At 63.2% G+C, this 20,880-nt stretch carries 23 protein-coding genes; 13 read left to right on the forward strand and 10 right to left on the reverse strand.

Features of this window, described 5'->3' with window-relative positions; genetic code table 11:
* A partial coding sequence (locus AC4D2Q_RS11540; protein ID WP_490946597.1) for a hypothetical protein occupies positions 1-410 on the reverse strand: 410 nt, incomplete at its 3' end.
* 340 nt (positions 411-750) lie between these two features.
* Positions 751-2,232: an MFS transporter gene (locus AC4D2Q_RS11545; protein WP_490946598.1), complete on the reverse strand. Its 1,482-nt coding sequence runs from the start codon at positions 2,230-2,232 to the stop codon at positions 751-753.
* 56 nt (positions 2,233-2,288) lie between these two features.
* Between AC4D2Q_RS11545 and AC4D2Q_RS11550 the strand changes: the two genes are divergently transcribed.
* Together AC4D2Q_RS11550 and AC4D2Q_RS11555 are read left to right on the forward strand one after the other, a co-directional pair.
* Entirely contained in the window at positions 2,289-2,873 is a 585-nt protein-coding gene (locus AC4D2Q_RS11550; RefSeq protein ID WP_490925605.1) for a TetR/AcrR family transcriptional regulator, read from the forward strand.
* A 134-nt stretch (positions 2,874-3,007) separates the two neighbouring features.
* Positions 3,008-3,856 (forward strand): SDR family NAD(P)-dependent oxidoreductase, encoded by an 849-nt coding sequence (locus AC4D2Q_RS11555; RefSeq protein ID WP_490925606.1) that lies wholly within the window; start codon positions 3,008-3,010, stop codon positions 3,854-3,856.
* A 32-nt stretch (positions 3,857-3,888) separates the two neighbouring features.
* Here AC4D2Q_RS11555 and AC4D2Q_RS11560 read toward each other — a convergent pair whose 3' ends face one another.
* Positions 3,889-4,086 carry a PLDc N-terminal domain-containing protein gene (locus AC4D2Q_RS11560; protein ID WP_490946599.1) on the reverse strand — a complete coding sequence of 66 codons (198 nt, stop codon included), beginning with the start codon at positions 4,084-4,086 and terminating at the stop codon, positions 3,889-3,891.
* Positions 4,087-4,310: 224 nt separating this feature from the next.
* On the opposite strand from AC4D2Q_RS11560, the gene AC4D2Q_RS11565 reads away from it, so the two are divergent.
* Together AC4D2Q_RS11565 and AC4D2Q_RS11570 are read left to right on the forward strand one after the other, a co-directional pair.
* Entirely contained in the window at positions 4,311-4,658 is a 348-nt protein-coding gene (locus AC4D2Q_RS11565) for a UBP-type zinc finger domain-containing protein (RefSeq protein WP_490946600.1), read from the forward strand.
* A 154-nt stretch (positions 4,659-4,812) separates the two neighbouring features.
* On the forward strand, positions 4,813-5,601 hold the full coding sequence (locus AC4D2Q_RS11570) for an SDR family oxidoreductase (protein WP_490946601.1): 789 nt from the start codon (positions 4,813-4,815) through the stop codon (positions 5,599-5,601).
* Here AC4D2Q_RS11570 and AC4D2Q_RS11575 read toward each other — a convergent pair.
* Positions 5,504-6,715: a lysylphosphatidylglycerol synthase transmembrane domain-containing protein gene (locus tag AC4D2Q_RS11575; RefSeq protein ID WP_490946602.1), complete on the reverse strand. Its 1,212-nt coding sequence runs from the start codon at positions 6,713-6,715 to the stop codon at positions 5,504-5,506. The two genes, AC4D2Q_RS11570 and AC4D2Q_RS11575, sit on opposite strands and share 98 nt — an antisense overlap.
* A gap of 173 nt (positions 6,716-6,888) precedes the next feature.
* Between AC4D2Q_RS11575 and AC4D2Q_RS11580 the strand changes: the two genes are divergently transcribed.
* The 5 genes from AC4D2Q_RS11580 (at position 6,889) to AC4D2Q_RS11600 (ending at position 10,162) form a co-directional block, all read left to right on the forward strand.
* A complete protein-coding gene (locus AC4D2Q_RS11580; protein WP_490925611.1) occupies positions 6,889-8,034 on the forward strand; it encodes an ABC transporter permease in 1,146 nt (381 codons plus the stop codon).
* Positions 8,031-8,726 carry an ABC transporter ATP-binding protein gene (locus tag AC4D2Q_RS11585; RefSeq protein WP_490946603.1) on the forward strand — a complete coding sequence of 232 codons (696 nt, stop codon included), beginning with the start codon at positions 8,031-8,033 and terminating at the stop codon, positions 8,724-8,726. Before AC4D2Q_RS11580 ends, AC4D2Q_RS11585 begins: the two co-directional genes overlap by 4 nt.
* Positions 8,727-8,759: 33 nt before the next feature.
* Entirely contained in the window at positions 8,760-9,365 is a 606-nt protein-coding gene (locus AC4D2Q_RS11590) for a TetR/AcrR family transcriptional regulator (RefSeq protein WP_490925613.1), read from the forward strand.
* Positions 9,362-9,799 (forward strand): DUF3054 domain-containing protein, encoded by a 438-nt coding sequence (locus AC4D2Q_RS11595; protein WP_490946604.1) that lies wholly within the window; start codon positions 9,362-9,364, stop codon positions 9,797-9,799. The genes AC4D2Q_RS11590 and AC4D2Q_RS11595 overlap by 4 nt, the downstream gene beginning before the upstream one ends.
* An 81-nt stretch (positions 9,800-9,880) precedes the next feature.
* Positions 9,881-10,162, forward strand: coding sequence for an Lrp/AsnC family transcriptional regulator (locus AC4D2Q_RS11600; protein ID WP_490925615.1), 282 nt, complete (start codon positions 9,881-9,883; stop codon positions 10,160-10,162).
* 149 nt (positions 10,163-10,311) lie between these two features.
* On the opposite strand, the gene trpD is transcribed toward AC4D2Q_RS11600, so the two are convergent.
* Positions 10,312-11,358 (reverse strand): anthranilate phosphoribosyltransferase, encoded by a 1,047-nt coding sequence (gene trpD / locus AC4D2Q_RS11605; protein ID WP_490946605.1) that lies wholly within the window; start codon positions 11,356-11,358, stop codon positions 10,312-10,314.
* Between the two features lie 159 nt (positions 11,359-11,517).
* Between trpD and ctaE the strand changes: the two genes are divergently transcribed.
* From ctaE to qcrB, 4 genes are all read left to right on the forward strand, one after another.
* On the forward strand, positions 11,518-12,156 hold the full coding sequence (ctaE, locus tag AC4D2Q_RS11610; protein ID WP_400928784.1) for an aa3-type cytochrome oxidase subunit III: 639 nt from the start codon (positions 11,518-11,520) through the stop codon (positions 12,154-12,156).
* 81 nt (positions 12,157-12,237) lie between these two features.
* The gene (qcrC, locus tag AC4D2Q_RS11615) at positions 12,238-13,029 is read left to right on the forward strand and encodes a cytochrome bc1 complex diheme cytochrome c subunit (RefSeq protein WP_490925617.1); all 792 of its coding nucleotides are present in this window, start codon (positions 12,238-12,240) and stop codon (positions 13,027-13,029) included.
* Positions 13,030-13,115: 86 nt separating this feature from the next.
* Positions 13,116-14,147 carry a cytochrome bc1 complex Rieske iron-sulfur subunit gene (gene qcrA / locus AC4D2Q_RS11620; protein ID WP_490925618.1) on the forward strand — a complete coding sequence of 344 codons (1,032 nt, stop codon included), beginning with the start codon at positions 13,116-13,118 and terminating at the stop codon, positions 14,145-14,147.
* A 2-nt stretch (positions 14,148-14,149) separates the two neighbouring features.
* Positions 14,150-15,835 carry a cytochrome bc1 complex cytochrome b subunit gene (gene qcrB, locus AC4D2Q_RS11625; RefSeq protein ID WP_490925619.1) on the forward strand — a complete coding sequence of 562 codons (1,686 nt, stop codon included), beginning with the start codon at positions 14,150-14,152 and terminating at the stop codon, positions 15,833-15,835.
* Between the two features lie 98 nt (positions 15,836-15,933).
* Here qcrB and AC4D2Q_RS11630 read toward each other — a convergent pair whose 3' ends face one another.
* The 5 genes from AC4D2Q_RS11630 to ctaC form a co-directional block, all read right to left on the reverse strand.
* Positions 15,934-16,494, reverse strand: coding sequence for a hypothetical protein (locus AC4D2Q_RS11630; RefSeq protein WP_490925620.1), 561 nt, complete (start codon positions 16,492-16,494; stop codon positions 15,934-15,936).
* A 180-nt stretch (positions 16,495-16,674) separates the two neighbouring features.
* A complete protein-coding gene (locus AC4D2Q_RS11635; protein ID WP_490925621.1) occupies positions 16,675-17,472 on the reverse strand; it encodes a GntR family transcriptional regulator in 798 nt (265 codons plus the stop codon).
* Positions 17,473-17,704: 232 nt separating this feature from the next.
* The gene (locus tag AC4D2Q_RS11640) at positions 17,705-18,106 is read right to left on the reverse strand and encodes a cytochrome c oxidase subunit 4 (RefSeq protein WP_490925622.1); all 402 of its coding nucleotides are present in this window, start codon (positions 18,104-18,106) and stop codon (positions 17,705-17,707) included.
* Positions 18,103-19,824 carry an aa3-type cytochrome oxidase subunit I gene (ctaD, locus tag AC4D2Q_RS11645; RefSeq protein ID WP_490925623.1) on the reverse strand — a complete coding sequence of 574 codons (1,722 nt, stop codon included), beginning with the start codon at positions 19,822-19,824 and terminating at the stop codon, positions 18,103-18,105. The genes AC4D2Q_RS11640 and ctaD overlap by 4 nt, the downstream gene beginning before the upstream one ends.
* A 9-nt stretch (positions 19,825-19,833) precedes the next feature.
* Positions 19,834-20,688 carry an aa3-type cytochrome oxidase subunit II gene (ctaC, locus tag AC4D2Q_RS11650; protein ID WP_490925624.1) on the reverse strand — a complete coding sequence of 285 codons (855 nt, stop codon included), beginning with the start codon at positions 20,686-20,688 and terminating at the stop codon, positions 19,834-19,836.
* Between the last annotated feature and the right edge of the window lie 192 nt (positions 20,689-20,880).

Genomic DNA, 20,880 nt, shown 5'->3' on the forward strand with positions numbered 1-20,880 from the left:
GTGGCCGTGTGGGTGTCGCAGAGGGTTCCGGCGTCCATCATGAGCATCTTCGCGGTCCCGGTAGGAAGATGCAGGATTGCTGCTGCTTCCTCCGCGGCGAGGCTGAAAGCCAGACCCGGATCCAGTGCCCAGCCTTCCGGCATGCCTGCATCCTCTGCCCCGGACTCCTGCAAGCCTGTTTCCGGCAGAAAGCCGTTCCGGAAGATCCCTTCCAACCGGTTCAGGACCCGGGCCTGCTGAGCCTGCGCCCACCGGACAAGGTGGTCCAACCGTGCCAGGACAGCACCGGCTTCATCCTGGTCAAAGACTTCAACACCCTGCAGAGCCAGGCTTCCGGTGAACCCGTCGCGGTAGGACGGACCGAAAGCAACACCCTCTACTGCGCCGGGCTCAGCGGAATAAACGGCCACATTCCGCGCCTGTGCCGTCCACGCACCCGATGTGTTCCCTGAAGAAGATCCGTGCTGATCCATGTCCTCAGGTTTTCACCCGCCACTGACATTCCCGACCCGAAAACAGCTCCGAAAGCCCTCAAAATCGGCCCTGCCGGTACGGGTCGGATACCCGTCTTTCTGGCGGACTCTTTGGTGGCTCCCGAACCCTGAAACTTCGTCCTGACCTACTTACCAGACGAAGCCAATGCACCCCCACACGGTCCCGGCCCCCAAACGTCTGCCCCTTAAACAACTGTGTGGACCTGCCTCGCATAAAGCGAAGCAGATCCACACAGAAAACTGGCAGATTGCCTGACTAGCCGGCGTGAGCCACAGCCGGAACCTTCATCAAGTCTTCCTTGGCCGGACGGATCATGAAGAAGCCGATCGGCGCGGCAAGGAACAGCGCGACGCCGGCCCAGATGAACGCGGTGGAGTAGCCGCTGACCAGCGCCTCCAGCTGCGCGGCCGGCCGCGCAGCATTTTCGCTCAGGTAGGCGGTGATGGCCGCGGTGTAGATGGCGGTGAACAGTGCGGTGCCGATGGATCCGCCGATCTGCTGCGTGGCCGAAACAGCGGCACTGGCTACCCCGGCGTCGTGCTCATCAATGCCGGCCAGCGCCACGTTCTGCAACGGGACAAAGATCATGGCCAGGCCGAAGCCCAGCAGGATCAGGCCGGGCAGGACCTCTACGGCGTAGTTGCCCTCCACCGAGATGAAGGACAGCCAGACCAGGCCGGCCGCACCCACAATGGGACCCAGGGTCATGGGCAGGCGGACGCCGGTGCGCGGCAGCAGGTTGGACAGCACGCCGGCACCGACCATGATGGACAGGGTCATCGGCAGCGAAGCCAGACCGGACTTCAGCGGCGAGTATCCCAGCACAATCTGGAAGTAGAAGATCAGGAACAGGATGCCGCCCAGCAGGGCGGCGCCGGTCAGCGCGGAGGTCAGGAATGCTCCGCCGCGGACGCGGTTGGCGAGCACACGCAGGGGCAGCAGCGGGTTCGAAACCCGGCTCTCCACCCAGACAAACAGAGCGAGAATAACGACGCCGGCGGCAAGGAAGGCGATCGTCTCCACCCGGCCCCAGCCGTTCTCAGCCTGCGAGAAGCCGTAGACCAGCGAAGCCAGTCCGGCCACAACCAGGACGGCGCCGGGCAGGTCGTAGCGTGTGTTGCCGTGTGCCTTGCTCTCGCGGATCAGCGGCAGGCCGGCGATCATGGCGACGACGGCGATGGGCACGTTCACGAGCAGGCACCAGTTCCAGCTGGCGTACTGGGTCAGCACTCCGCCGAGAAGCAGGCCGATGGCCGCCCCGCCGCCGCCGATGGCGCCGTAGACGGCAAATGCCTTGATGCGGTCCTTGCCGGTGGGGAAGGTAATGGTCAGGATGGCCAGCGAGGCGGGCGCAAGGAGGGCGGCAAATGCGCCCTGCAGGCCGCGGGCGGCCAACAGCATTTCAGTGCTCGTGGCAAAGCCGCCAATGGCGGAGGCGATGGCAAAGCCGGCCATGCCCACCATGAAGGTGCGCTTGCGGCCCCAGTAATCGGCGATGCGTCCGCCGAGGAGCAGCAGGGATCCAAAGGCCAGCGCATAGATGGTGACCACCCAGGTGCGGTCGCCGTCGGACATGCCGAGTTCACGCTGGGCGTCGGGCAGGGCGATGTTGACGATGGTTCCGTCCAGGACCACCATCAGCTGGGCCAGGGCCAGCACGGCCAGCAGCAGCCAGCGGTGCGGATGCGCGGAATGATCGACGGCCGGATGAGATCCGGCGGGGGTGGTGCGATCCATGTAGGGAAAATCCTCATCAAAACGAACTGGTTGGTTGGCTTAGCTATACTACAGGTATGAGAACCGACGGCGAAGCAACGCGGGCACGAATCATGGCAGCAGCGCGCAAGGAATTTGCCGCCCATGGCCTGGCCGGCGCGCGCGTGGACCGGATTGCGTCTGAGGCGCGGGCCAGCAAGGAGCGGCTGTATGCCTATTTTGGTGACAAACGCTCGCTCTTCGCTGCCGTCCTGACGGAAAACCTGCAGGAAACCACGGAACAGGTTCCGCGGGATGTCGAAGACCTGCCCGGCTTTGTGGGCGCGATGTTCGACCATGCGGTGGAAGAACCCGAGCACCTGCGCATGCTGGACTGGGCCCGCCTCGAGGAGGAACCGGAACTGCTGCCGCAGAGGCCCTGCGGCCGCCCCGGGCCCCGCAATGAAGACATCGTCCGCGCCCAGGAAAAGGGAATCATCGACGGGCATTGGAACCCGGATGACTTGATGACGCTGCTTTTTTCCATGGCTACGGCCTGGACGCAGTCCCCGGAAACTCTCTTTACGGGAAAGTCGGAGACCTGCACCGAATCACGTGCCCGACGCCGGGCGGCCGCCATCGAGGCTGCCTGCCGGCTGCTGGAGCCCAGACCGCAGGTTTAGGCTCCGCGGCAGGGGTGCCGAGAACACCCTGGCTGCCGACCCGAGTCACGAAACACGGCGTCTTGATCCATTGGCGGATCCTCTGGGCGGGGCAATACTGGGAGAGTCCACGCCACCTGCCCGAAAGGCCTCCCGTGCCTGAGTCCGTTCCAGAGCGAACCATCGTCATCACCGGAGCAAGCGACGGCATCGGAGCCGCAGCGGCCCGCAGCCTGCACAGCTTGGGCAACCGCGTCGTCGTCGTCGGCCGTTCCCCCGAAAAGACCGCGGCGGTGGCCCGTGAACTGGGCGCCGATTATCTGCTGGCGGATTTTGCCCGCCTCGACGACGTCCGCACACTGGCGCAGACCCTGCTGGAGCGCTATCCGCGCATCGATGTCCTGGCCAACAACGCCGGCGGCATTATGGCCAAGCGCGCAGACACCGTGGACGGCCATGAAAAGACACTGCAGGTCAATCATTTGGCGCCCTTCCTGCTCACCAACCTGCTGATGGACCGGCTCGTGGAATCCCAGGCATCGGTCATTAATACGTCGAGCGTGGCCAACAGCATCTTTGCCCGCTTCAGCATTGAAGACCTGGAAGCACACCGAAAATACACACCGAACCGGGCCTACGGAAACGCGAAGCTGGCGAACATCCTGTTCACCCGGGAGCTGGACGCCCGGTTTGGGACCGCAGGCATATCCGCCGCAGCCTTCCATCCCGGCGGTGTTGCCACGTCCTTTGCCTCTGAATCCACCAGCATGATGCGGCTGATGTACCGTTCGGTGCTGAACCGGTTCCTGATCTCCCCGGACGAGGGGGCGCGGACGCTGGTCTGGCTCGCCACCGCCGAACCCGGAACGCAGTGGCAGTCCGGCAAGTATTACTACAAATGCCGGATCTCCACTGCCAACAAGGATGCCTACGACGCCGCCCTGTCCTCCCGGCTCTGGGAAGAAAGCGAACGGATGGTGGGGCTGGCTCCGGCTGCCCGCTGAGACGTCACGGCACCGGCCTACGGGGCTCCGGCCTACGGGGTGCCGGGGCGCCGGCCGATGAAGAACCAGACGACGGGGCCGAGAACCGGAAACGCGAGCACGATCAGAACCCATACCGCTTTCGCAGTGGCCCCCAGCTGACCGGAGCGGGCTATGCCGATGAGTGCACCCGCCAGGAAGACCAGCATCAGCAGGCCGGTGCCCAGCACCAGAAAATTCCAGGCAGGCAAAACCGGATTTGATCCCTCGGCAACCAACAGCACAATAATCCCCCGTCGTTGATACCCGGCTTCCCCGGGCAAGCACCCACCCTAACAGTGCAGATCTGTACCGTAGCTGAGCCGCTGGACAATCATTCTCCCCCGGCATCTTTCACCGCCGCATCTGTCACACCTTCTCACCGGTGGCTACCGTTGGAGGACAAAGGGGTGGCTCTGCCGAGGAGTAATTGACCATGTACGACTCATCCGGCATCAACGTTTCAGTACCGCCTTCGGGCCCCGGCTGCGTGGAGTGCACAGCACAGGACGGCTGGTGGTTCCACCTGCGGCGCTGCACCGAATGCGGCCATATCGGCTGCTGCGACAATTCACCGGGCCAGCATGCCACCGGCCACGAGGAGTCAACCGGACATCCCGTGATCCGCAGCTACGAGCCCGGCGAGGAATGGTTTTGGGACTACCGCACCAACTCGGTATTTGAGGGGCCGCTTCTTGCCCCGCCGCAGAGCCATCCGTTGAGCCAGGGAGTCCCCGGTCCCGCCGGACGCGTTCCCCCAAACTGGCCGGACGAACTGCGCTAGGGGCTGGATCATGCATCCGGAACCGGGATCGCTGCTTTCGTCTGGAACGCAGGGCCGGCGCGGTGTTGAAGACAGTCTCCAAGAGCTTAAAACGATCTGCCGCGCAAGTCAGTCCTCTCCCGCTAACTGCCGGCGGCTGGCGTAATCTAAAGGCATGGCACGCACATACATAGTCACTGGATCAGGATCGGGAATCGGCGCCGCTACAGCCGAACTGCTGCGCGAGCGCGGCAACACCGTTGTGGGAGTGGACCTTCGCGGGGCCGAGGTCGAAGCGGACCTCAGCACTCCCGAGGGCCGCCGAGCAGCTGCGGACAAGGCGCTGGAGCTGGCCGGCGGCAAGGTGGACGCAGTCATCGCCTGCGCCGGAATCTCCGCACCGGCAGCCATCACGGTGGCAGTCAACTTCTTCGGCGTTACGGAGTTCCTCGAACTGCTGGCACCGACGCTGGCCAAGAGTGATGCTCCGCGTGCTGCAGTGGTCAGCTCCATGGCATCGCTGCAGCCGAACTCCCCGGAGCTCGTTGAAGCAATGCTGGCCGGCGACGAAGCACTTGCACTGGAAATCGGCGGCAAGCTCGCTGCAAAGGGACCGGCTGAGGGATACCTCAACTACCCCTCCTCCAAGCGAGCCCTCAGCCGCTGGGTCCGCCGGGCAAGCATCACCGACACCTGGGCAGGCCACGGCATTCCGCTGAACGCCGTTGCCCCCGGCACGGTTATCTCGGCCATGACCAAGGATCTGCTGTCCACCCCCGAGGGACGCAAGATGGTGGATTCCTCGGTACCCATGCCGCTGAACGGCCACTCCGAGGCAATTGTCATTGCACGGCTGCTCGCCTGGCTCACCAGCGAAGAGAACACGCACACCACCGGCCAGACGATCTACACCGACGGCGGTGCTGACGCCACGCTGCGCGGAGACGACATCTGGGGCGCATAGTCCCCCTGGACTCCCCGACCCCGGGGCTAAGAACGCCCTGAGGACACAGAAGCGGCTCCGGAACCTTTGTTCCGGAGCCCCGCTTCTGTGTCCGCCGCAGGATCCCCAGCCGCAATGACAGGTAGGCCAGCGCGCCAACGGGGATGGGCAGCCAGAACTGCACCAGGCGCCAGGAGAGCACTCCGAGGACGGCAACATGGCCCGGAGCTCCGAAACCGGCGAGCATAGGCACCAGCACTCCCTCAACCAGGCCCAGCCCGCCAGGCGTGAGCGGAGCCAGGGCCACCAGTGAAGCCAGCGAGTAGGCCAGCATCAACTCTGCGGGGGAGCTCACATGCCCGTAGGCTGCGAGGAAAACCCACAGGCAGGCCGCATCAAAGACGTAGCGGGCAGCGGCCAGGACCACTGCCGCCGCCAGCCGGCGCGGTTCCTGCCGGAGCATCTGGACTTCAGCAGCTACGGTCCGCACAAACCCCTCCGCCGAAGCAGGAGAGATAATTCTCACTTTTCCGGCGATGGCCCGCACGGTTCGGACTGCACCGGGCAAATGCTGATCCAGCACGGTCAGCGCCGCAAGGGACAGTCCCAGCAGCACCAGCACCACGGCTCCGGCCGTACTGAGATATTGGCCTCCCGCAAAGCTGCCGTGAACGCTCAGCAGCGCCGCACCGAACAGGCCGGCCAGCACCAGATTCGCACCAACCACCTGGACGGTGGCGGCACTCAGCGCGTCCTCCGACTGGACTCCGCAGCGCGTGAGCAGCCGAAAGCGGACGGCGGCCGACGTCGTCCCGCCGCCGGGAACGGTGTGGTTCACCGTGAGATCCGCAAGATCAATCCGGAACAGAGTGAAAAAACCGGGCCTGGCATCACCGGTGAGCACCTCGCGCGTGAGCCAGCTGTAGCTGGCCAGCGACACCGTTTCCAGGAGCACTGCCAGCAGGATCAGGATCACGGGCAGTCCGCGCAGTGCCGAAATGACATTTCCGGAGCCAACCAGCTGGGGCAGGACAACGTACTCAACAACCAGGACCACGGCCAGGATGCCGATGATCCACTTCAGCCACCTTGAATGCTCGGCCCTGTGCCACTCCGCGCGCAGGTGCAGGGTCATGCCTCAAGCAGAGCAGAACGACACAGAGGAGACCAGAGCCGGCCGCGCCGCACCGGCGGGCGCAAGCCAACCGGGACCGGGAAATTGCCCCGGACCGGATGTTTCTGACATTATGTTGGCATGATGCCGACACATTGTCGGCATCAACATCCCACAACCCACGGAGTTTTCCCATGTTTCTAGCGCTGCGTGAACTGCGCTTCGCCCGGGCACGGTTTGGCTTGATGGGTGGCGTCATTGCCCTGATCGCCATCCTCATGGTCCTGCTGTCCGGCTTGTCATCGGGCCTTGTTAACGACGGCGTTTCCGGCCTCAAGAGCATGCCCGCCACTGCCTTTGCCTTCAATGAGGGCACCAAGACCGACAACGCGTTTTCCCGAAGCGTGGTCGACGAGTCCCAAGCAGAGGCCTGGCGCGAACAGCCCGGCGTCGCCGACGTCACCCTGATGGGCACTTCAATGATGAACGGTGCCACCGACGACGGCACCCAGGTGGACCTGTCCCTCTTCGGCATCGACGGCAACTCTTTCCTCGCCCCTGAAATCGGTGAGGGCCGTGCAGCGTCAGCACCGAATGAGATTGTTGTCTCCCCCACCGGGGCGGACGAAGGTCTGGAGCTGGGCACGGTTGTCACGCTGGAGCGGATCGGCACGGAGCTCACCGTGGTCGGTTACACGGCAGACCAGGCAACCTTCGGACATGTCACGGTGGCCTACCTTCCCCTGAGCACCTGGCAGTACATTGCCGGCGGCGACGCGGCGCCCGGCGCACCCACGACAGCACAGACGGCAGCCACGGACTTCGCCACGGCAAGCACCGTTGCCCTCCTTGCCGAAGACGGCGAGAACATCGACTTCGCAGCCGGAGACGAAGCCGCGCATACCGTGACGTCCTCGCTGAAGGAATCCTTCAATGCCTCCCCCGGCTACAGCGCCGAAACCATGACCCTGCAGATGATCCAGGTTTTCCTCTACGCCATCTGCGCTCTTGTTGTCGGAGCCTTCTTCACCGTGTGGACCGTCCAGCGCAAGCATGAACTGGCCGTACTGCGTGCCATTGGCGCCTCCACCGGCTACCTGCTGCGGGACGGACTGGCCCAGGCTGCCATAGTCCTCGTCGGTTTCACCGCCGTGGGCGTGCTGCTGGGCCTCGGAATGGGCGCAGGCCTGGCCGGAACCGCCATGCCGTTCGCACTGGAGGCAGGCCCCATTGGCCTGGCAACCGCCCTGACCATCCTTTTGGGACTGCTCGGAGCAGCCGCCGCTATTATCCGAATTTCCCGGGTTGATCCCCTGGCTGCCCTGGGAGGACAGCGATGAACACGCGAACCGAAACCCTGCCGGACACCACTCTTGGACTGGTGATTGAAGGAGCCAGCCTTGCCCTGGGTGACGGCGACGCCACTGTGCAGGCACTGGACAATGTGTTCCTTACCGTGCGCCCCGGCGAACTCGTCGCCGTCGTCGGCCCCTCCGGGGCCGGCAAATCAAGCCTGCTGGCAGCGGCCGGCGCCCTGACTACACCGGACGCCGGAACCATCACCATCAACGGGACGGACCTGGCAACGCTGAACAGTGCAGCCCGTGCCCGTTTCCGGCTGCGCAACATCGGCTTTGTTTTTCAGTCCGGAAACCTGATTCCCGCGCTGACCGCAGGCGAGCAGCTGGAGCTCGTGCACCGGATGGCCTTTGGAAAGAAGAGCTTCGACCCGCGGGAGCTGCTGGCCGCCGTGGGCATGGACCACAAGCTCAAGAGCCGCCCCGATCAGCTCTCCGGCGGTGAGCGCCAGCGGGTCGGAATTGCCCGCGCCCTGGTCACCCGGCCACCGCTGCTGCTCGTGGATGAACCGACGGCCGCCCTGGACCGGCGCCGCAGCCAGGAAGTTGTTGCACTGCTGGCGCGCGAAACCGCAGAGCGCGGCGTTGCTACAGTTATGGTGACGCATGATCATGACGTGCTCCCCCACTGCCACCGCGTGGTGGAAATGGTTGACGGACGCCTGATCAGCTAGACGACACACAGCAAGTAACAAACAGGAGGGCATGTGCCCCGCATAACCGCCCCCACGGTCGCAGAACACCGTGTGGCCCAGCAACGGGCGCTTCTTGATGCGGCACGCACCCTGCTGGCCCAAACGGGCGAGGCTCCCAGCATGGCCGATGTGGCCGCGCTGGCCGGCCTCGCCCGTCCCAGCGCCTATCAGTACTACAAGTCCCGCCAGGACCTCCTGCATGCACTGGTCCTGGACGTCTTTCCGCGCTGGGCCCAGCGGGTGGAGGAAGCCATGCAGGCCGAAGCAGACCCGGCCGACCGCATCCTCGCCTATGTGCTGACCAACATCGCACTGGTCGCCGAGGGTGAGCATGCAGTCGGCAACGCACTGGCAGCCGTGGCCCCCAGTGAGGAACTCAACACCCAAAGCACCATGATGCATTCGAAGCTGCTGGATCCCCTTGTCGGCACTCTGCGCGAGCTGGGGTCCGAGGATCCCGCGGCAACTGCCGAACTGATCAACGGCATCGTCCACAGCGCCACCAAGCAGCTGGAGTCCGGCTCACCGCAGCAGTCGGTCAATGCACGGGTCACCGAACTTCTGGAACCCTATGTACGGGAGCACCGCCGCAACGGTGCCGGAAAGCAGCATCCGTGATTCACCCTGACACCCCCTCGGCCCCCCATCCGGCTTCTTCGCCCCGCGCAGACCGCGCCGGCCGCAGCACCGCAGTGTTCCTGGCCCTCGACGTCGTCCTGATCCTCCTTTTCGCCGCACTGGGCCGTGACACGCACCGGCACGGGCTGGATCCGGCCGGAATCCTCATCACCGCCTCACCGTTCCTGGTTGCCTGCCTCGCGGGCTGGGCGCTGCTGAGCCGCAGGCTTTTCCCCGCCCGCCTCTGGCCCGGCGGCGTTGTGCTGTGGATCATCACGGTTGTGGCCGGGCTTGGCATCCGTGCGCTTTTCGGCGGCGGCGTCGTCCTCAGCTTTGCGATCGTCACCCTGTGCGTCCTCGGGGCGTTCCTGCTTGTTCCCCGGGCTGCAGCGGCACTCATTGCCCGCAGGCGCGCTGCCCGCATCCGCCCGTAGAACCGCCGTCCGATAGGCTCGCTGTAGTGCGCCGGCTGCAGCAGAGCAGCGGCCCCGCCGCAGCATTACGAAAGGCTCCCCATGATTACCGCTTTTGTCCTCATTCAGACCGACTCCGCCCGCATCCCCGAATGTGCCGAGGAGATCTCGGAGATCGAAGGCATCAGCGAGGTCTACTCCGTCACCGGCGATTGTGACCTGATCGCCATCGCGCGCGTACGCCGCCACGAGGACCTCGCCGACACCATCGCCAACCGGCTCTCCAAGGTGGAAGGCGTCATCGGCACCACCACGCAGATTGCCTTCCGGGCCTATTCGCAGCACGATTTGGACGCAGCTTTTTCGCTCGGTTTCGACAGCTGACGGCACTAATCAACAGCGTCCGGATAACACTTCCATAACAAATCAGAGCCCTTTTTCCTCCCGCCGCCGGAAGGAAAAAGGGCTCTGATTTGTTGGATTTAGTGCGGGCCGGCCGTCGCGAAAATCACCGCTGCACCCGGAAATAAGGCTTACTGGGTTACTTCAATCCAGCGGTCCAGCGCCGCCTGGGCGGAGCCGGAATCAATGGAGTCCTCCGCCTGCCGGATACCTGCCGCCAGTCGTTCGGACAGCGTTCCCTCGGCCTCGGGGCTCAGCGCCACCAGGGCCGCGGCAGCGTTGAGGACGACGGCGTCGCGCACCGGTCCCCGGTCCCCCGCCAGCACACTGCGAACCACGGCAGCGTTGGCGGCGGCGTCTCCGCCCCGCAGATCGTCAAGCGTGGCCCGGGGTATGCCGAGATCCAGGGGGTCCACCGTCGTCACGCTCACGGCACCGTTACGGACCTCCCAGACGGTGGAGGCGCCCGTCGTCGTCATCTCATCCAAGCCGTCATCGCCCCGGAACACGAGCGCCCGTACGCCGCGGGCAGCCAGCACCCCTGCCATCAGCGGCGCCAGCCTGGCGTCGGCCACCCCAATGGCGGAGGCGGTGGGGCGCGAGGGGTTGGTCAGCGGACCCATGAAGTTGAAGGCCGTGGACACGCCCATTTCCCGGCGCGGGACAGCGGCGTAGCGCATGGACGGATGGAAGACCTGGGCAAAGCAGAACGTGATGCCGGCCTTCACTGCGGCCTCCGCAACCCGGTCCACCGTCAGGTCCAGGCGCACCCCCAGGGCTTCAATCACATCTGCGGACCCCGAAGCCGACGACGCCGCCCGGTTTCCGTGTTTGACCACCTTGGCGCCCGCACCCGCACAGACGAGCGCAGCCATGGAGGAGATGTTGACCGTATTGTGCCGGTCACCGCCAGTGCCGACGATGTCCAGGGTCTCGCCGGGGATGTTGATGGGCCGGGCATTCTCCAGCATGGCTTCCACGAGCCCGGCCAGTTCCTGAACCGTTTCACCCTTGGCCCGCAGCGCCACCAGGAACCCCGCCATCTGGGCGTCCGATGCCTCGCCGGCCATGATCGAGTTCATCGCCCACCGGGTCTGGTCGCTGCGCAGATCCTCGCGCAAAATCAGGGCGTTGATCAGCGTTGGCCAGGTGTGTTCAGAGCTCGGATTCGTAGTCACATCCCCAAGGTTATCTACGAATCGTAGAAAATGCTGATTTCTTTCTGGGGAGCCACTTCCGCGCCGTTACTGGGATCCGCGGGCTTTCGGCACTATTTTGACGCGCCGAGCGTCTATATCTGTTGGAGAACTGGGTACTTTTACGTCCATAATGACTATGTGACAACAGCGACCCATGCCCCCAGTACCCCGGCTCACCCCACGCTGAACCGCCCCAACATGGTTTCCGTCGGAACCGTTGTGTGGCTGGCCAGCGAACTGATGTTTTTCGCCGCACTCTTTGCCATGTATTTCACCCTTCGCTCCACGTCGAGCGATCTGTGGGCCATGGAGACGGAAAAGCTCAACGTTCCGTTTGCGTTCGCGAACACGGTGATCCTTGTTCTAAGTTCCGTTACCTGCCAGTTCGGCGTCTTCGCCGCAGAACGCCTCCAGCCGCGCCGCACCGGGGGACTGTTCAACGTCTCCCGCTGGGGCATGGTCGAGTGGTTCCTCCTCACTTTCCTCATGGGATCGATCTTCGTGGCCGTCCAGGCTTTCGAGTACGCAACGCTCGTCACTGAAGGAGTCTCGCTCTCGTCGAACTCCTACGGTTCGTCGTTCTACCTGACCACCGGATTCCATGGCCTCCACGTGACGGGCGGGCTCATCGCCTTCCTGTTCATCATTGGACGCGCCTATGCGGCGAAGCGGTTTGGCCACTTTGAAGCAACCTCTGCGATCGTGACTTCCTACTACTGGCACTTCGTGGACGTAGTCTGGATTGCCCTGTTCGTCATCATCTACTTCCTCAAGTAACACCTGCTTGAGCCGGCAACCCCCTCAGATATCCACAGTGGCACCAGCACACCAAAGACCACACAAGTTAGGAACCACCAAGTGAAGGCACTATCGCAAAGGCGACGTCATCCCCTAGCAGCAGTTGCGCTGCTGCTGCTGGGACTCCTCGTTACAGGTGGGCTCTATGCGGCAGTCAGCGGCGCAAACGAAGCCCAGGCTGCCAGCACCGCCTACACGGCTGATGACGAAAACCAGGGCGAGAAGCTTTTCATCGCCAACTGCGCCACCTGCCACGGCATGGACGCCTCCGGCTCCGCCAACGGCCCCTCGCTCGTGGGCGTCGGCGCCGCATCGGTCGACTTCCAGGTTGGAACCGGCCGTATGCCCATGGCCATGCAGGGCCCGCAGGCCCAGCAGAAGCCGGTCCAGTTCACTGAAGAACAGACCACTCAGCTCGCTGCCTACGTAGCAAGCCTGGGCGCCGGTCCGGCCGTGCCGGACGCCGAAGCCACCGATGCAGCAGAGGGCAACGCAGCCGAGGGCGGCGAGCTCTTCCGGGTCAACTGCGCAATGTGCCACAACGCTGCAGGCGCCGGCGGCGCCCTGACGCAGGGCAAGTTCGCTCCGTCCCTCGAGGGTGTCAGCGAGAAGCACATCTACGAAGCCATGGTCACCGGCCCGCAGAACATGCCCGTCTTCAATGACGCCAACATCTCCCCCGAGGACAAGCAGAGCATCATCGCGTTCCTGAAGAACATCGAAGCCAACGGTTCGCCGGGCGGCGCCGAGCTCGGCTCGCTGGGTCCCGTATCCGAAGGCCTGTTCATCTGGACCGCAGGCCTCGGCCTCGTCATTGCTTTCACCATTTGGTTGACCTCCCGGTCTTCCTAGACATCACCCGCGCTCACCCACCTGGGTGACATCACAGTTACACATAGGTCTATAAATGCAGTTTCAAGAGAAGGATGAGGGGGATCATGGGCGACCATAGTCACGGCAGTCCGAACACCTCGGGCACCGTCGCTACGGCTGGCCAGGGCGACGAAGAGAAGTTCCGGAATCCCGGACTTCCTCCGCACCGCCCTCGCCTGGCCGATACGAATCCCCAGGCTGAGAAGCGCGCCGAGCGGCAGGTGGCGGCACTGTTCGTCATCTCCATCATCGGCACGCTCGTGTTTTTCGTTGGGTACTTCGGGATCAAGCTCGAAGGCGGCCACACCATTGCCGACATCCGGGTGCAGAACCTGCTCCTGGGCCTGGGCACCGCTTTCGCGATGCTCGGCATCGGCCTCGGCATTGTGCACTGGGCCAAGACGCTCATGCCGGACCACGAAATCACCGAGGAACGGCATGAGATCCGTCCCGAGGAAGACCGTGTCATTGCTGAAAAGATGGTTGGGGACATCATCGAGGAGACGGGCATCAAGCGCCGTCCCCTGATCCGGAACACGCTCCTCGGAGCCATGGTTCTGGCACCGCTCCCGGCCATCGCGGTTTTCCGCGACCTGGGTCCGCTGCCGAAGGACACGCTGCGCCACACCATGTGGGACGCCGGCGTTCACCTGACCCGCGACCCCAGCGGCACCCGCATCAAGGCTTCGGACGTGACCCTGGGCTCAGCCTTCCACGTCATCCCCGAGGGCCTGAATGAGTCCGAGCACAAGCTGGAGGAGAAGGCCAAGGCTGTTGTCCTGCTCATGCGCCTGGATCCGGACTCGCTGAACCCCTCCCCCGAGCGCAAGGACTGGAACGTAGACGGCATCGTCGCCTACTCCAAGATTTGCACCCACGTGGGTTGCCCGGTTGCCCTGTACGAACAGCACACCCACCATCTGCTGTGCCCGTGCCACCAGTCCACCTTTGACCTCACGCAGGAATGCAAGGTCATCTTCGGACCGGCTGTGCACCCGCTCCCGCAGCTGCCCATCGCCGTTGACGATGAAGGCTACCTGATCGCCACCAGCGATTTCCATGAACCGGTTGGACCGAGCTACTGGGAGCGTGGCTAGCCATGAGTGTTCCCTCTGTTACTCCCTATGAGCCCAAAACCCGTTTGGGCCGCGTCACCAACTTCGTTGACTCCCGTGTCAGCGGTTCGGCCATGGTCAAGGAGTTCGGCCGCAAGGTCTTCCCCGACCACTGGTCGTTCATGTTCGGTGAAGTTGCGCTGTACTGCTTCGTCATCCTGCTGATCTCCGGCACGTTCCTGACCTTCTTCTTCGATCCGTCCATGGCGGAAACGGAGTACCTGGGAAGCTACGTACCGCTGCACGGCGTTGAAATGTCGGTGGCTTACGAGTCCTCGCTGAACATCTCCTTTGATATCCGCGGCGGCCTCTTCATGCGCCAGGTTCACCACTGGGCCGCCCTGCTGTTTGTTGCAGCCGTCTCCGTGCACATGCTCCGCGTGTTCTTCACCGGCGCATTCCGCAAGCCCCGCGAGCTGAACTGGGTGGTGGGCGGCGTCCTGCTGATCCTCTCCCTCGCAGCCGGCTTCACCGGTTACTCCCTCCCCGATGACCTGCTCTCCGGCAACGGCCTGCGCATCATCGACGGCGTTATCAAGGCAGTTCCGGTGGTTGGTACCTACATCAGCTTCTTCCTCTTCGGAGGAGAGTTCCCGGGTACGGACATCATCAGCCGCCTGTACATGCTGCACATCCTGCTGGTTCCCGCCCTGATCCTGCTGATGATCGCCATTCACCTCTTCATGGTGGTTATCCACAAGCACACCCAGTTCCGCGGCCCCGGCCGTACGAACATGAACGTGGTGGGTTACCCGGTTGGACCGGTATACGCAGCCAAGGCCGGTGGATTCTTCTTCATCGTCTTCGGCATCATCGCCATCATCGCCGGTCTGTTCACGATCAACCCGATCTGGAACTACGGACCGTACGATCCCTCCCCCGTGTCCGCCGGTACCCAGCCTGACTGGTACATCGGCTGGGTTGACGGCGCCCTGCGCCTGATGCCGGGTTGGATCTTCAACATCCCGATGGAATGGAACATTCCCTTCCCCTGGGGCACCAACACGCTTTCCATGAACGTGCTGTTCCCCGCGCTGGTTCCGGCCGGCATCGTGTTCACTCTCCTGTTCACCTGGCCCTGGATTGAAGCCTGGCTGACCAAGGACAAGAGCGTCCACAACCTGCTCGACCGCCCGCGCAACGCTCCGTTCCGCACCGGCGTCGGCGTTGCCGGCATCATCTTCTACTGCACCATGTGGGCTGCTGCCAGCTCCGACCTCATCGCCACGCACTTCCATGTGTCGCTGAACGATGTGACGTACTGGCTGCGCTTCCTGGTGATCTTCGGACCGTTGATCGGCTTTGCCGTGGCCCGCCGCATCGCCCTGTCGCTGCAGCGCAAGGACCGCGAGCTTGTGCTCCACGGTGTGGAGAGCGGCCGCATTGTCCGCCTCCCGCACGGTGAGTACATCGAGGTCCACGAACCTGTGGACGAGTACAAGCGCTACAAGCTGGTGGACTTCGAGTCCCCGCAGGTCTCCCCGGCCCAGCCGGATGCCCGCGGCAAGATCTCCGGCAAGGAGAAGCTGCGCGGCCGCCTGTCGCGCTTCTTCTTCGAAGATCGGGTTGCTCCCGTTACTCCGAGTGAGCTGGAAGCAGCGCACCACCACGAGTCACCCGCTGAAATTGAAGCGGTTGAGGACGACCAGGCTTCGATCACGAACCGGTAGTCCTTTGGGATAAACCAGCTCCATCAAGAAAGGGAGCCGGCCAGCATCTGCTGACCGGCTCCCTTTCTTTGTGTCCGGGTTCTTTTATATCCGGGCTCTTAGTCCAAGGTGAAGGGCTGCTTGGCCGGAAGCGGGTGCCGGCGCTTCCACTGTGACGTATCGGCAACCGGTGCGGAGCCGATGCTCAGCTTGGTGAAATCAAGGTTGGCGTCCCGAAGGGCCACCAGCACGCCCTTTACGGCCTTGGGTACGTCCGGCACCAGGATGAAGATGTTGAGCTTGCCCGGGGCGAACTCACTCTCCTCGACGGAGCCCAGACCCCGCCAGGAGAAGTAGGACGCCAGAGTGGTGCGTGCCTTGTGTTCCAGGTAGCGGTCACGCTCGGTGCCCTCAGCCGACTTCAGTGCATACTGGGCAACCACCCAGTGCTGCTCCTCCGCGGGAATCTCCGCGTACCCGAGTTCGGCAGACTTTGCAGCGAAGGCAGCAAACTTCTTTTCGGCGGCGGCCTCATCCACACCGGCAGTCGCACTGCCGGTTCCCATGTTTCCGACTTTGCCCTGGTTCAGCATGAACTCCTCGGAGTCCGCGTCGTACATGGCCTCGCGGAAATACAGGACCCCCTTGCCGTCACGGTGGTACATGATGCTGATGCTCATTTCATAGCCTTCCTGGCTGGTGTTAGGTCAGTGGACGGACACGGCAGCGGCGCCGGTCCCTCACATTCAATTTGGTCTTAGGGGCACTCAGGCGGGAGTTTGGACATCCATCGCCTACCACGGCCTGGGCGCGGGACGGCGACCGGCCTTTCCTGCCGCTCCCCCGCTCCCCGCAGCGCCTCAGGAGCCCGGATGCCGTCCCGGGTGGTACGAGCGCGGTGTGCGCATTCCGGGGCGCTGGAGGGGCACCCAGAGCTTGTACCGGTCGGCACGGTAATAGGAGACCGAATAGTCCACCATGGACCGGGACACGTAGGCATGGCGCTGGATCTTGAGCAGCGGTGCACCGAGCTCCACGTTGAGCAGCCGGGCAATCGACGCTGAAGCAGCAGTGGCCTCGATGGTGTCTTCACCCCACTCCATCATCATCCCGTAGCGTTCGCTGAGCACACGGTACAGCGAGGTGGGAGGCTCTTCGTCGAGCATTCCCGGAACATGCACCGCCGGAATGAAGTTTTCATCCACGCTCATCGGTTCACCGTCGGCAAGCAGCTGACGCCGGAAACGGATGACCGGGGTGCCGGGGTCGATCTGCAGCTCCCGGGCCACCAGATGGCTAGCACCGACCTGCTCGAAGCTCAGCACGCGGGCGTCAGGGACCATGCCCCGGCGGGCCATTTCCTCGCTGTAGGAGGTCAGCTTTACCTGCAGGTCCATCTTGGGGCGGGCCACAAAAGTCCCGAGGCCCACCACCCGCTCCAGGACTTCATCTGCCACCAGCGCATCAATTGCCTGGCGGACCGTCATCCGGGCCACGCCAAAGTGATCGGCCAACACCCGCTCGGAGGGAATGGCCGCACCCGCTACGGCGTGCTCATCCACGAATTTCCGCAGGATGCCTTGGAGCTGCAGGTGCTTGGCCACGCCGGCTCCGGCGCTGATCACGTCCGGCAACCGCCGCAGCGCCTGCTCCGTCATTTCTGCCCGGTCCCGGAGTCCGTCATCCTGCGCATGCGGTTCCTTTCCCTGGCACTGCAGCTCATCAAATACTCATCCAAGGATAGCCGTTGATCCCTGCAGGCGCGTTTCCTGCCCTGCTTTGCGAACAGGTCCGGATACACGAACAGAGGGCCCGCAGTTTCCTGCGGACCCTCTGTAGATGCCGGCTGTTGTTCTGTGCCGGCCTGTTGTTTTGTGCCTTGCCGTTGCCCTAGTGGGCGTGGGCTCCGCGGCTGTACTCGAATACCCAGCCGACCAGTGCGATCAGCGCGAGGCCTGCACTGATGTACAGGACCCACCAACCCACGGCCATGCCCAGGAATCCGCCTGCAGCGGCTGCACCGAGCAGAAGCGGCCACCAGCTCCAGGGGCTGAAGAAGCCCTGTTCGCCGGAGCCCTCGTGGATTTCCGCGTCAAGGCGGTCTTCCGGACGGGCACCGACGCGGCGGCCGGTGAAGCCGATGTAAAAGGCGATCATTGCGGACATGGCAGCTGTCAGGAACAGGGCCAGGTAGCCTACCGGTTCCATCCACTCGACCATGAAGCCGTAGACAACACCGACTACCAGGAAGAACGGTGCCATATAGGCGAAGAGCTTGGACTCTACCTTCACTTGACTGCCTCCGTACGATCAGCGGCGCCCATAACCTTGCCGGCGGCCGACACGTCAGTTACCTTCTGCTGCAGTTCCGGGTGGTGCAGGTCCAGTGCAGGACGCTCCGAACGGATGCGGGGCAGGGAGGTGAAGTTGTGGCGCGGCGGCGGGCAGGACGTGGCCCACTCCAGAGATCCGCCGAAGCCCCAGGGGTCATCAACTTCAACCTTCTTGCCGTGGCGCCAGGTGATGTAGACGTTCCAGAAGAACGGGATCATCGAGGCACCCAGCAGGAAGGAACCAAAGGTGGAGAACTGGTTCATCAGAGTGAAGTTGTCCTCCGGCAGGTAGTCAGCGTAGCGGCGGGGCATGCCGATGACGCCGAGCCAGTGCTGGATCAGGAACGTGGCGTGGAAGCCAACAAACAGCATCCAGAAGTGGATCTTGCCCAGACGCTCGTTGAGCATCTTTCCGGTCCACTTGGGCCACCAGAAGTAGAAGCCGGCGAACATCGCGAAGACAACGGTTCCGAAGATCACGTAGTGGAAGTGAGCCACCACGAAGTAGGTGTCGGAAACGTGGAAGTCCAGCGGCGGCGAAGACAGGATGATGCCCGTCAGGCCACCGAAGAGGAAGGTGATGAGGAAGCCGATGCTCCACAGCATGGGGGTCTCAAAGGTAATTGAACCCCGCCACATGGTGCCGATCCAATTGAAGAACTTCACACCCGTTGGCACTGCGATCAGCATGGTCATGAAGGCGAAGAACGGAAGCATCACGGCGCCGGTGACGTACATATGGTGTGCCCACACGGTGACGGACAGGGCTGCAATGGCGATCGTTGCGTAAACCAGGCCCTTGTAGCCGAAGATCGGCTTGCGGCTGAAGACCGGGAAGATCTCCGAGACGATGCCGAAGAACGGCAGGGCGATGATGTATACCTCGGGGTGGCCGAAGAACCAGAACAGGTGCTGCCACAGGATGGCACCGCCGCGCTCGGGGTCAAAGATATGTGCTCCGAACCGCCGGTCCGCACCCAGTGCAAACAGCGCTGCCGCCAGGGGCGGGAAGGCCATAAGGACCAGGATGGCCGTCACCAGGGTGTTCCAGGTGAAGATCGGCATGCGCCACATGGTCATGCCCGGGGCACGCATGCAGATGATGGTGGTGATGAAGTTGACCGCACCAAGGATGGTTCCGAAACCGGACAGTGCCAGGCCGAAGACCCAGAGGTCTCCGCCGACGCCCGGTGAGAACGTGGTGTTGGAAAGCGGTGCGTAGGCGAACCAGCCGAAGGAGGCGGCACCCTGCGGGGTGATGAAGCCGGCGACGGCGATGGTGCTGCCGAAGAGGAAGAACCAGAAGGCCAGTGCGTTCAGCCGCGGGAAGGCAACGTCGGGAGCACCGATCTGCAGCGGCATCATGACGTTGGCGAAGCCCGAGAACAGCGGCGTTGCGAACATGAGCAGCATGACTGTGCCGTGCATGGTGAACAGCTGGTTGTACTGTTCCTTGGTCTGCAGGATCTGCATTCCGGGTTCGAACAGCTCTGCGCGGATGACCAGTGCCATCACGCCTGCGAGACAGAAGAAAATGAATGATGCGATCAGGTACATGAACCCGATCGTCTTGTGGTCAGTGGAGGTAATCCAACTGACGATGATGCGTCCCTTGGAGACGGGGACGACGCGTGGTGCAACTTGAGTATCTTCCGAAGTGTATTCGAGAGTAGTCACAGCTTCCTCCTACCTCCTTACTTCGCTTGAATCTGAGTTGTACACGCGGTCATACTCGGCGCCGGCCTGGCCCTGGGGCAGGGTGTCCAGGTACGCGTCGTACTCGGCCTCCGAAACCACCTTGACGTTGAACAGCATTTCCGAGTGGTACTCGCCGCAGAGTTCGGCACACTTACCTTCGTAGGTGCCCTCAACTCCGGGAGTGAGATTGATGTAGTTGGTGCGTCCCGGGTAAAGGTCCATCTTCTGAAGGAAGGCGGGAACCCAGAAGGAGTGCTGCACGTCGCGGGAGTTCAACTGAAGCTCAACGGTCTTGTTGACCGGCAGGTAAAGGGTGGGCATATCTGCCTCGGTCTTTTCCGTGCCGTCCAGGTTTACCTGGACGTTGACGTCGTACTTGTCCTCATTGACGTAGTTGAAGTCCCAGGACCACTGCTTTCCGCGGACGTCCACAACGACGTCGGGGTCATCTACGCGCTCATTGATGGCGCGGATGTCCTGGTCGGTGAAGTAGAAGAGCACCAGCACCATGAACAGCGGAATGGCTGTGTAGAAGATTTCCAGGGGCAGGTTGTAGCTCAGCTGCCGGGGGTAACCGGTCTCATTCTTCCGGCGCCGGTAAGCAATGATGCACCAAAGGATCAGTGCCCAGGTGAGCACGCCAACCGCCAGCGCCGCAATCCATGAATTGACCCAGAGGTCCATGATTCGGCCGGTGTGGTTGGTCATGTCGCGCTCCGTGGGCAACCAGCCTCTTTGGACTTCTGACGAACAACCCGATAAAAACAACGCGCCGGCCGACGTTACGGCTGAGATCTTAAAGATCCTGGCGCGTCGGCTGCTGGTTCGGTCCTGCGAACTCACAGACGGCCCTTCCTCTTGTTACGTGCAAGTGCGGCACAGCAGGCAAACGAATTCCCCACTGCGCACGATCAGTTTTACTACTACGTGTAGAGCTTACCCGCACGCGTGGCCATCCAGTGACAGACCGCACCGCGTCCCGGCAAAAAACCGTGATTCCACGGCCTCCGGCTACAAGGCCCCGTCAGTGAAACG

It is taken from the genome of Arthrobacter sp. TJ-178 (assembly GCF_058269275.1).

Coding starts and splice junctions, on each gene's coding strand:
- AC4D2Q_RS11550 (WP_490925605.1), top strand. CDS start 2,289: ATGAGAACCGACGGCGAAGCAACGCGGGCACGAATCATGGCAGCAGCG.
- AC4D2Q_RS11580 (WP_490925611.1), top strand. CDS start 6,889: ATGTTTCTAGCGCTGCGTGAACTGCGCTTCGCCCGGGCACGGTTTGGC.
- AC4D2Q_RS11600 (WP_490925615.1), top strand. CDS start 9,881: ATGATTACCGCTTTTGTCCTCATTCAGACCGACTCCGCCCGCATCCCC.
- AC4D2Q_RS11575 (WP_490946602.1), bottom strand. CDS start 6,715: ATGACCCTGCACCTGCGCGCGGAGTGGCACAGGGCCGAGCATTCAAGG.
- AC4D2Q_RS11585 (WP_490946603.1), top strand. CDS start 8,031: ATGAACACGCGAACCGAAACCCTGCCGGACACCACTCTTGGACTGGTG.
- AC4D2Q_RS11565 (WP_490946600.1), top strand. CDS start 4,311: ATGTACGACTCATCCGGCATCAACGTTTCAGTACCGCCTTCGGGCCCC.
- AC4D2Q_RS11630 (WP_490925620.1), bottom strand. CDS start 16,494: ATGAGCATCAGCATCATGTACCACCGTGACGGCAAGGGGGTCCTGTAT.
- qcrB (WP_490925619.1), top strand. CDS start 14,150: ATGAGTGTTCCCTCTGTTACTCCCTATGAGCCCAAAACCCGTTTGGGC.
- AC4D2Q_RS11570 (WP_490946601.1), top strand. CDS start 4,813: ATGGCACGCACATACATAGTCACTGGATCAGGATCGGGAATCGGCGCC.
- AC4D2Q_RS11635 (WP_490925621.1), bottom strand. CDS start 17,472: ATGACGGAGCAGGCGCTGCGGCGGTTGCCGGACGTGATCAGCGCCGGA.
- qcrA (WP_490925618.1), top strand. CDS start 13,116: ATGGGCGACCATAGTCACGGCAGTCCGAACACCTCGGGCACCGTCGCT.
- AC4D2Q_RS11545 (WP_490946598.1), bottom strand. CDS start 2,232: ATGGATCGCACCACCCCCGCCGGATCTCATCCGGCCGTCGATCATTCC.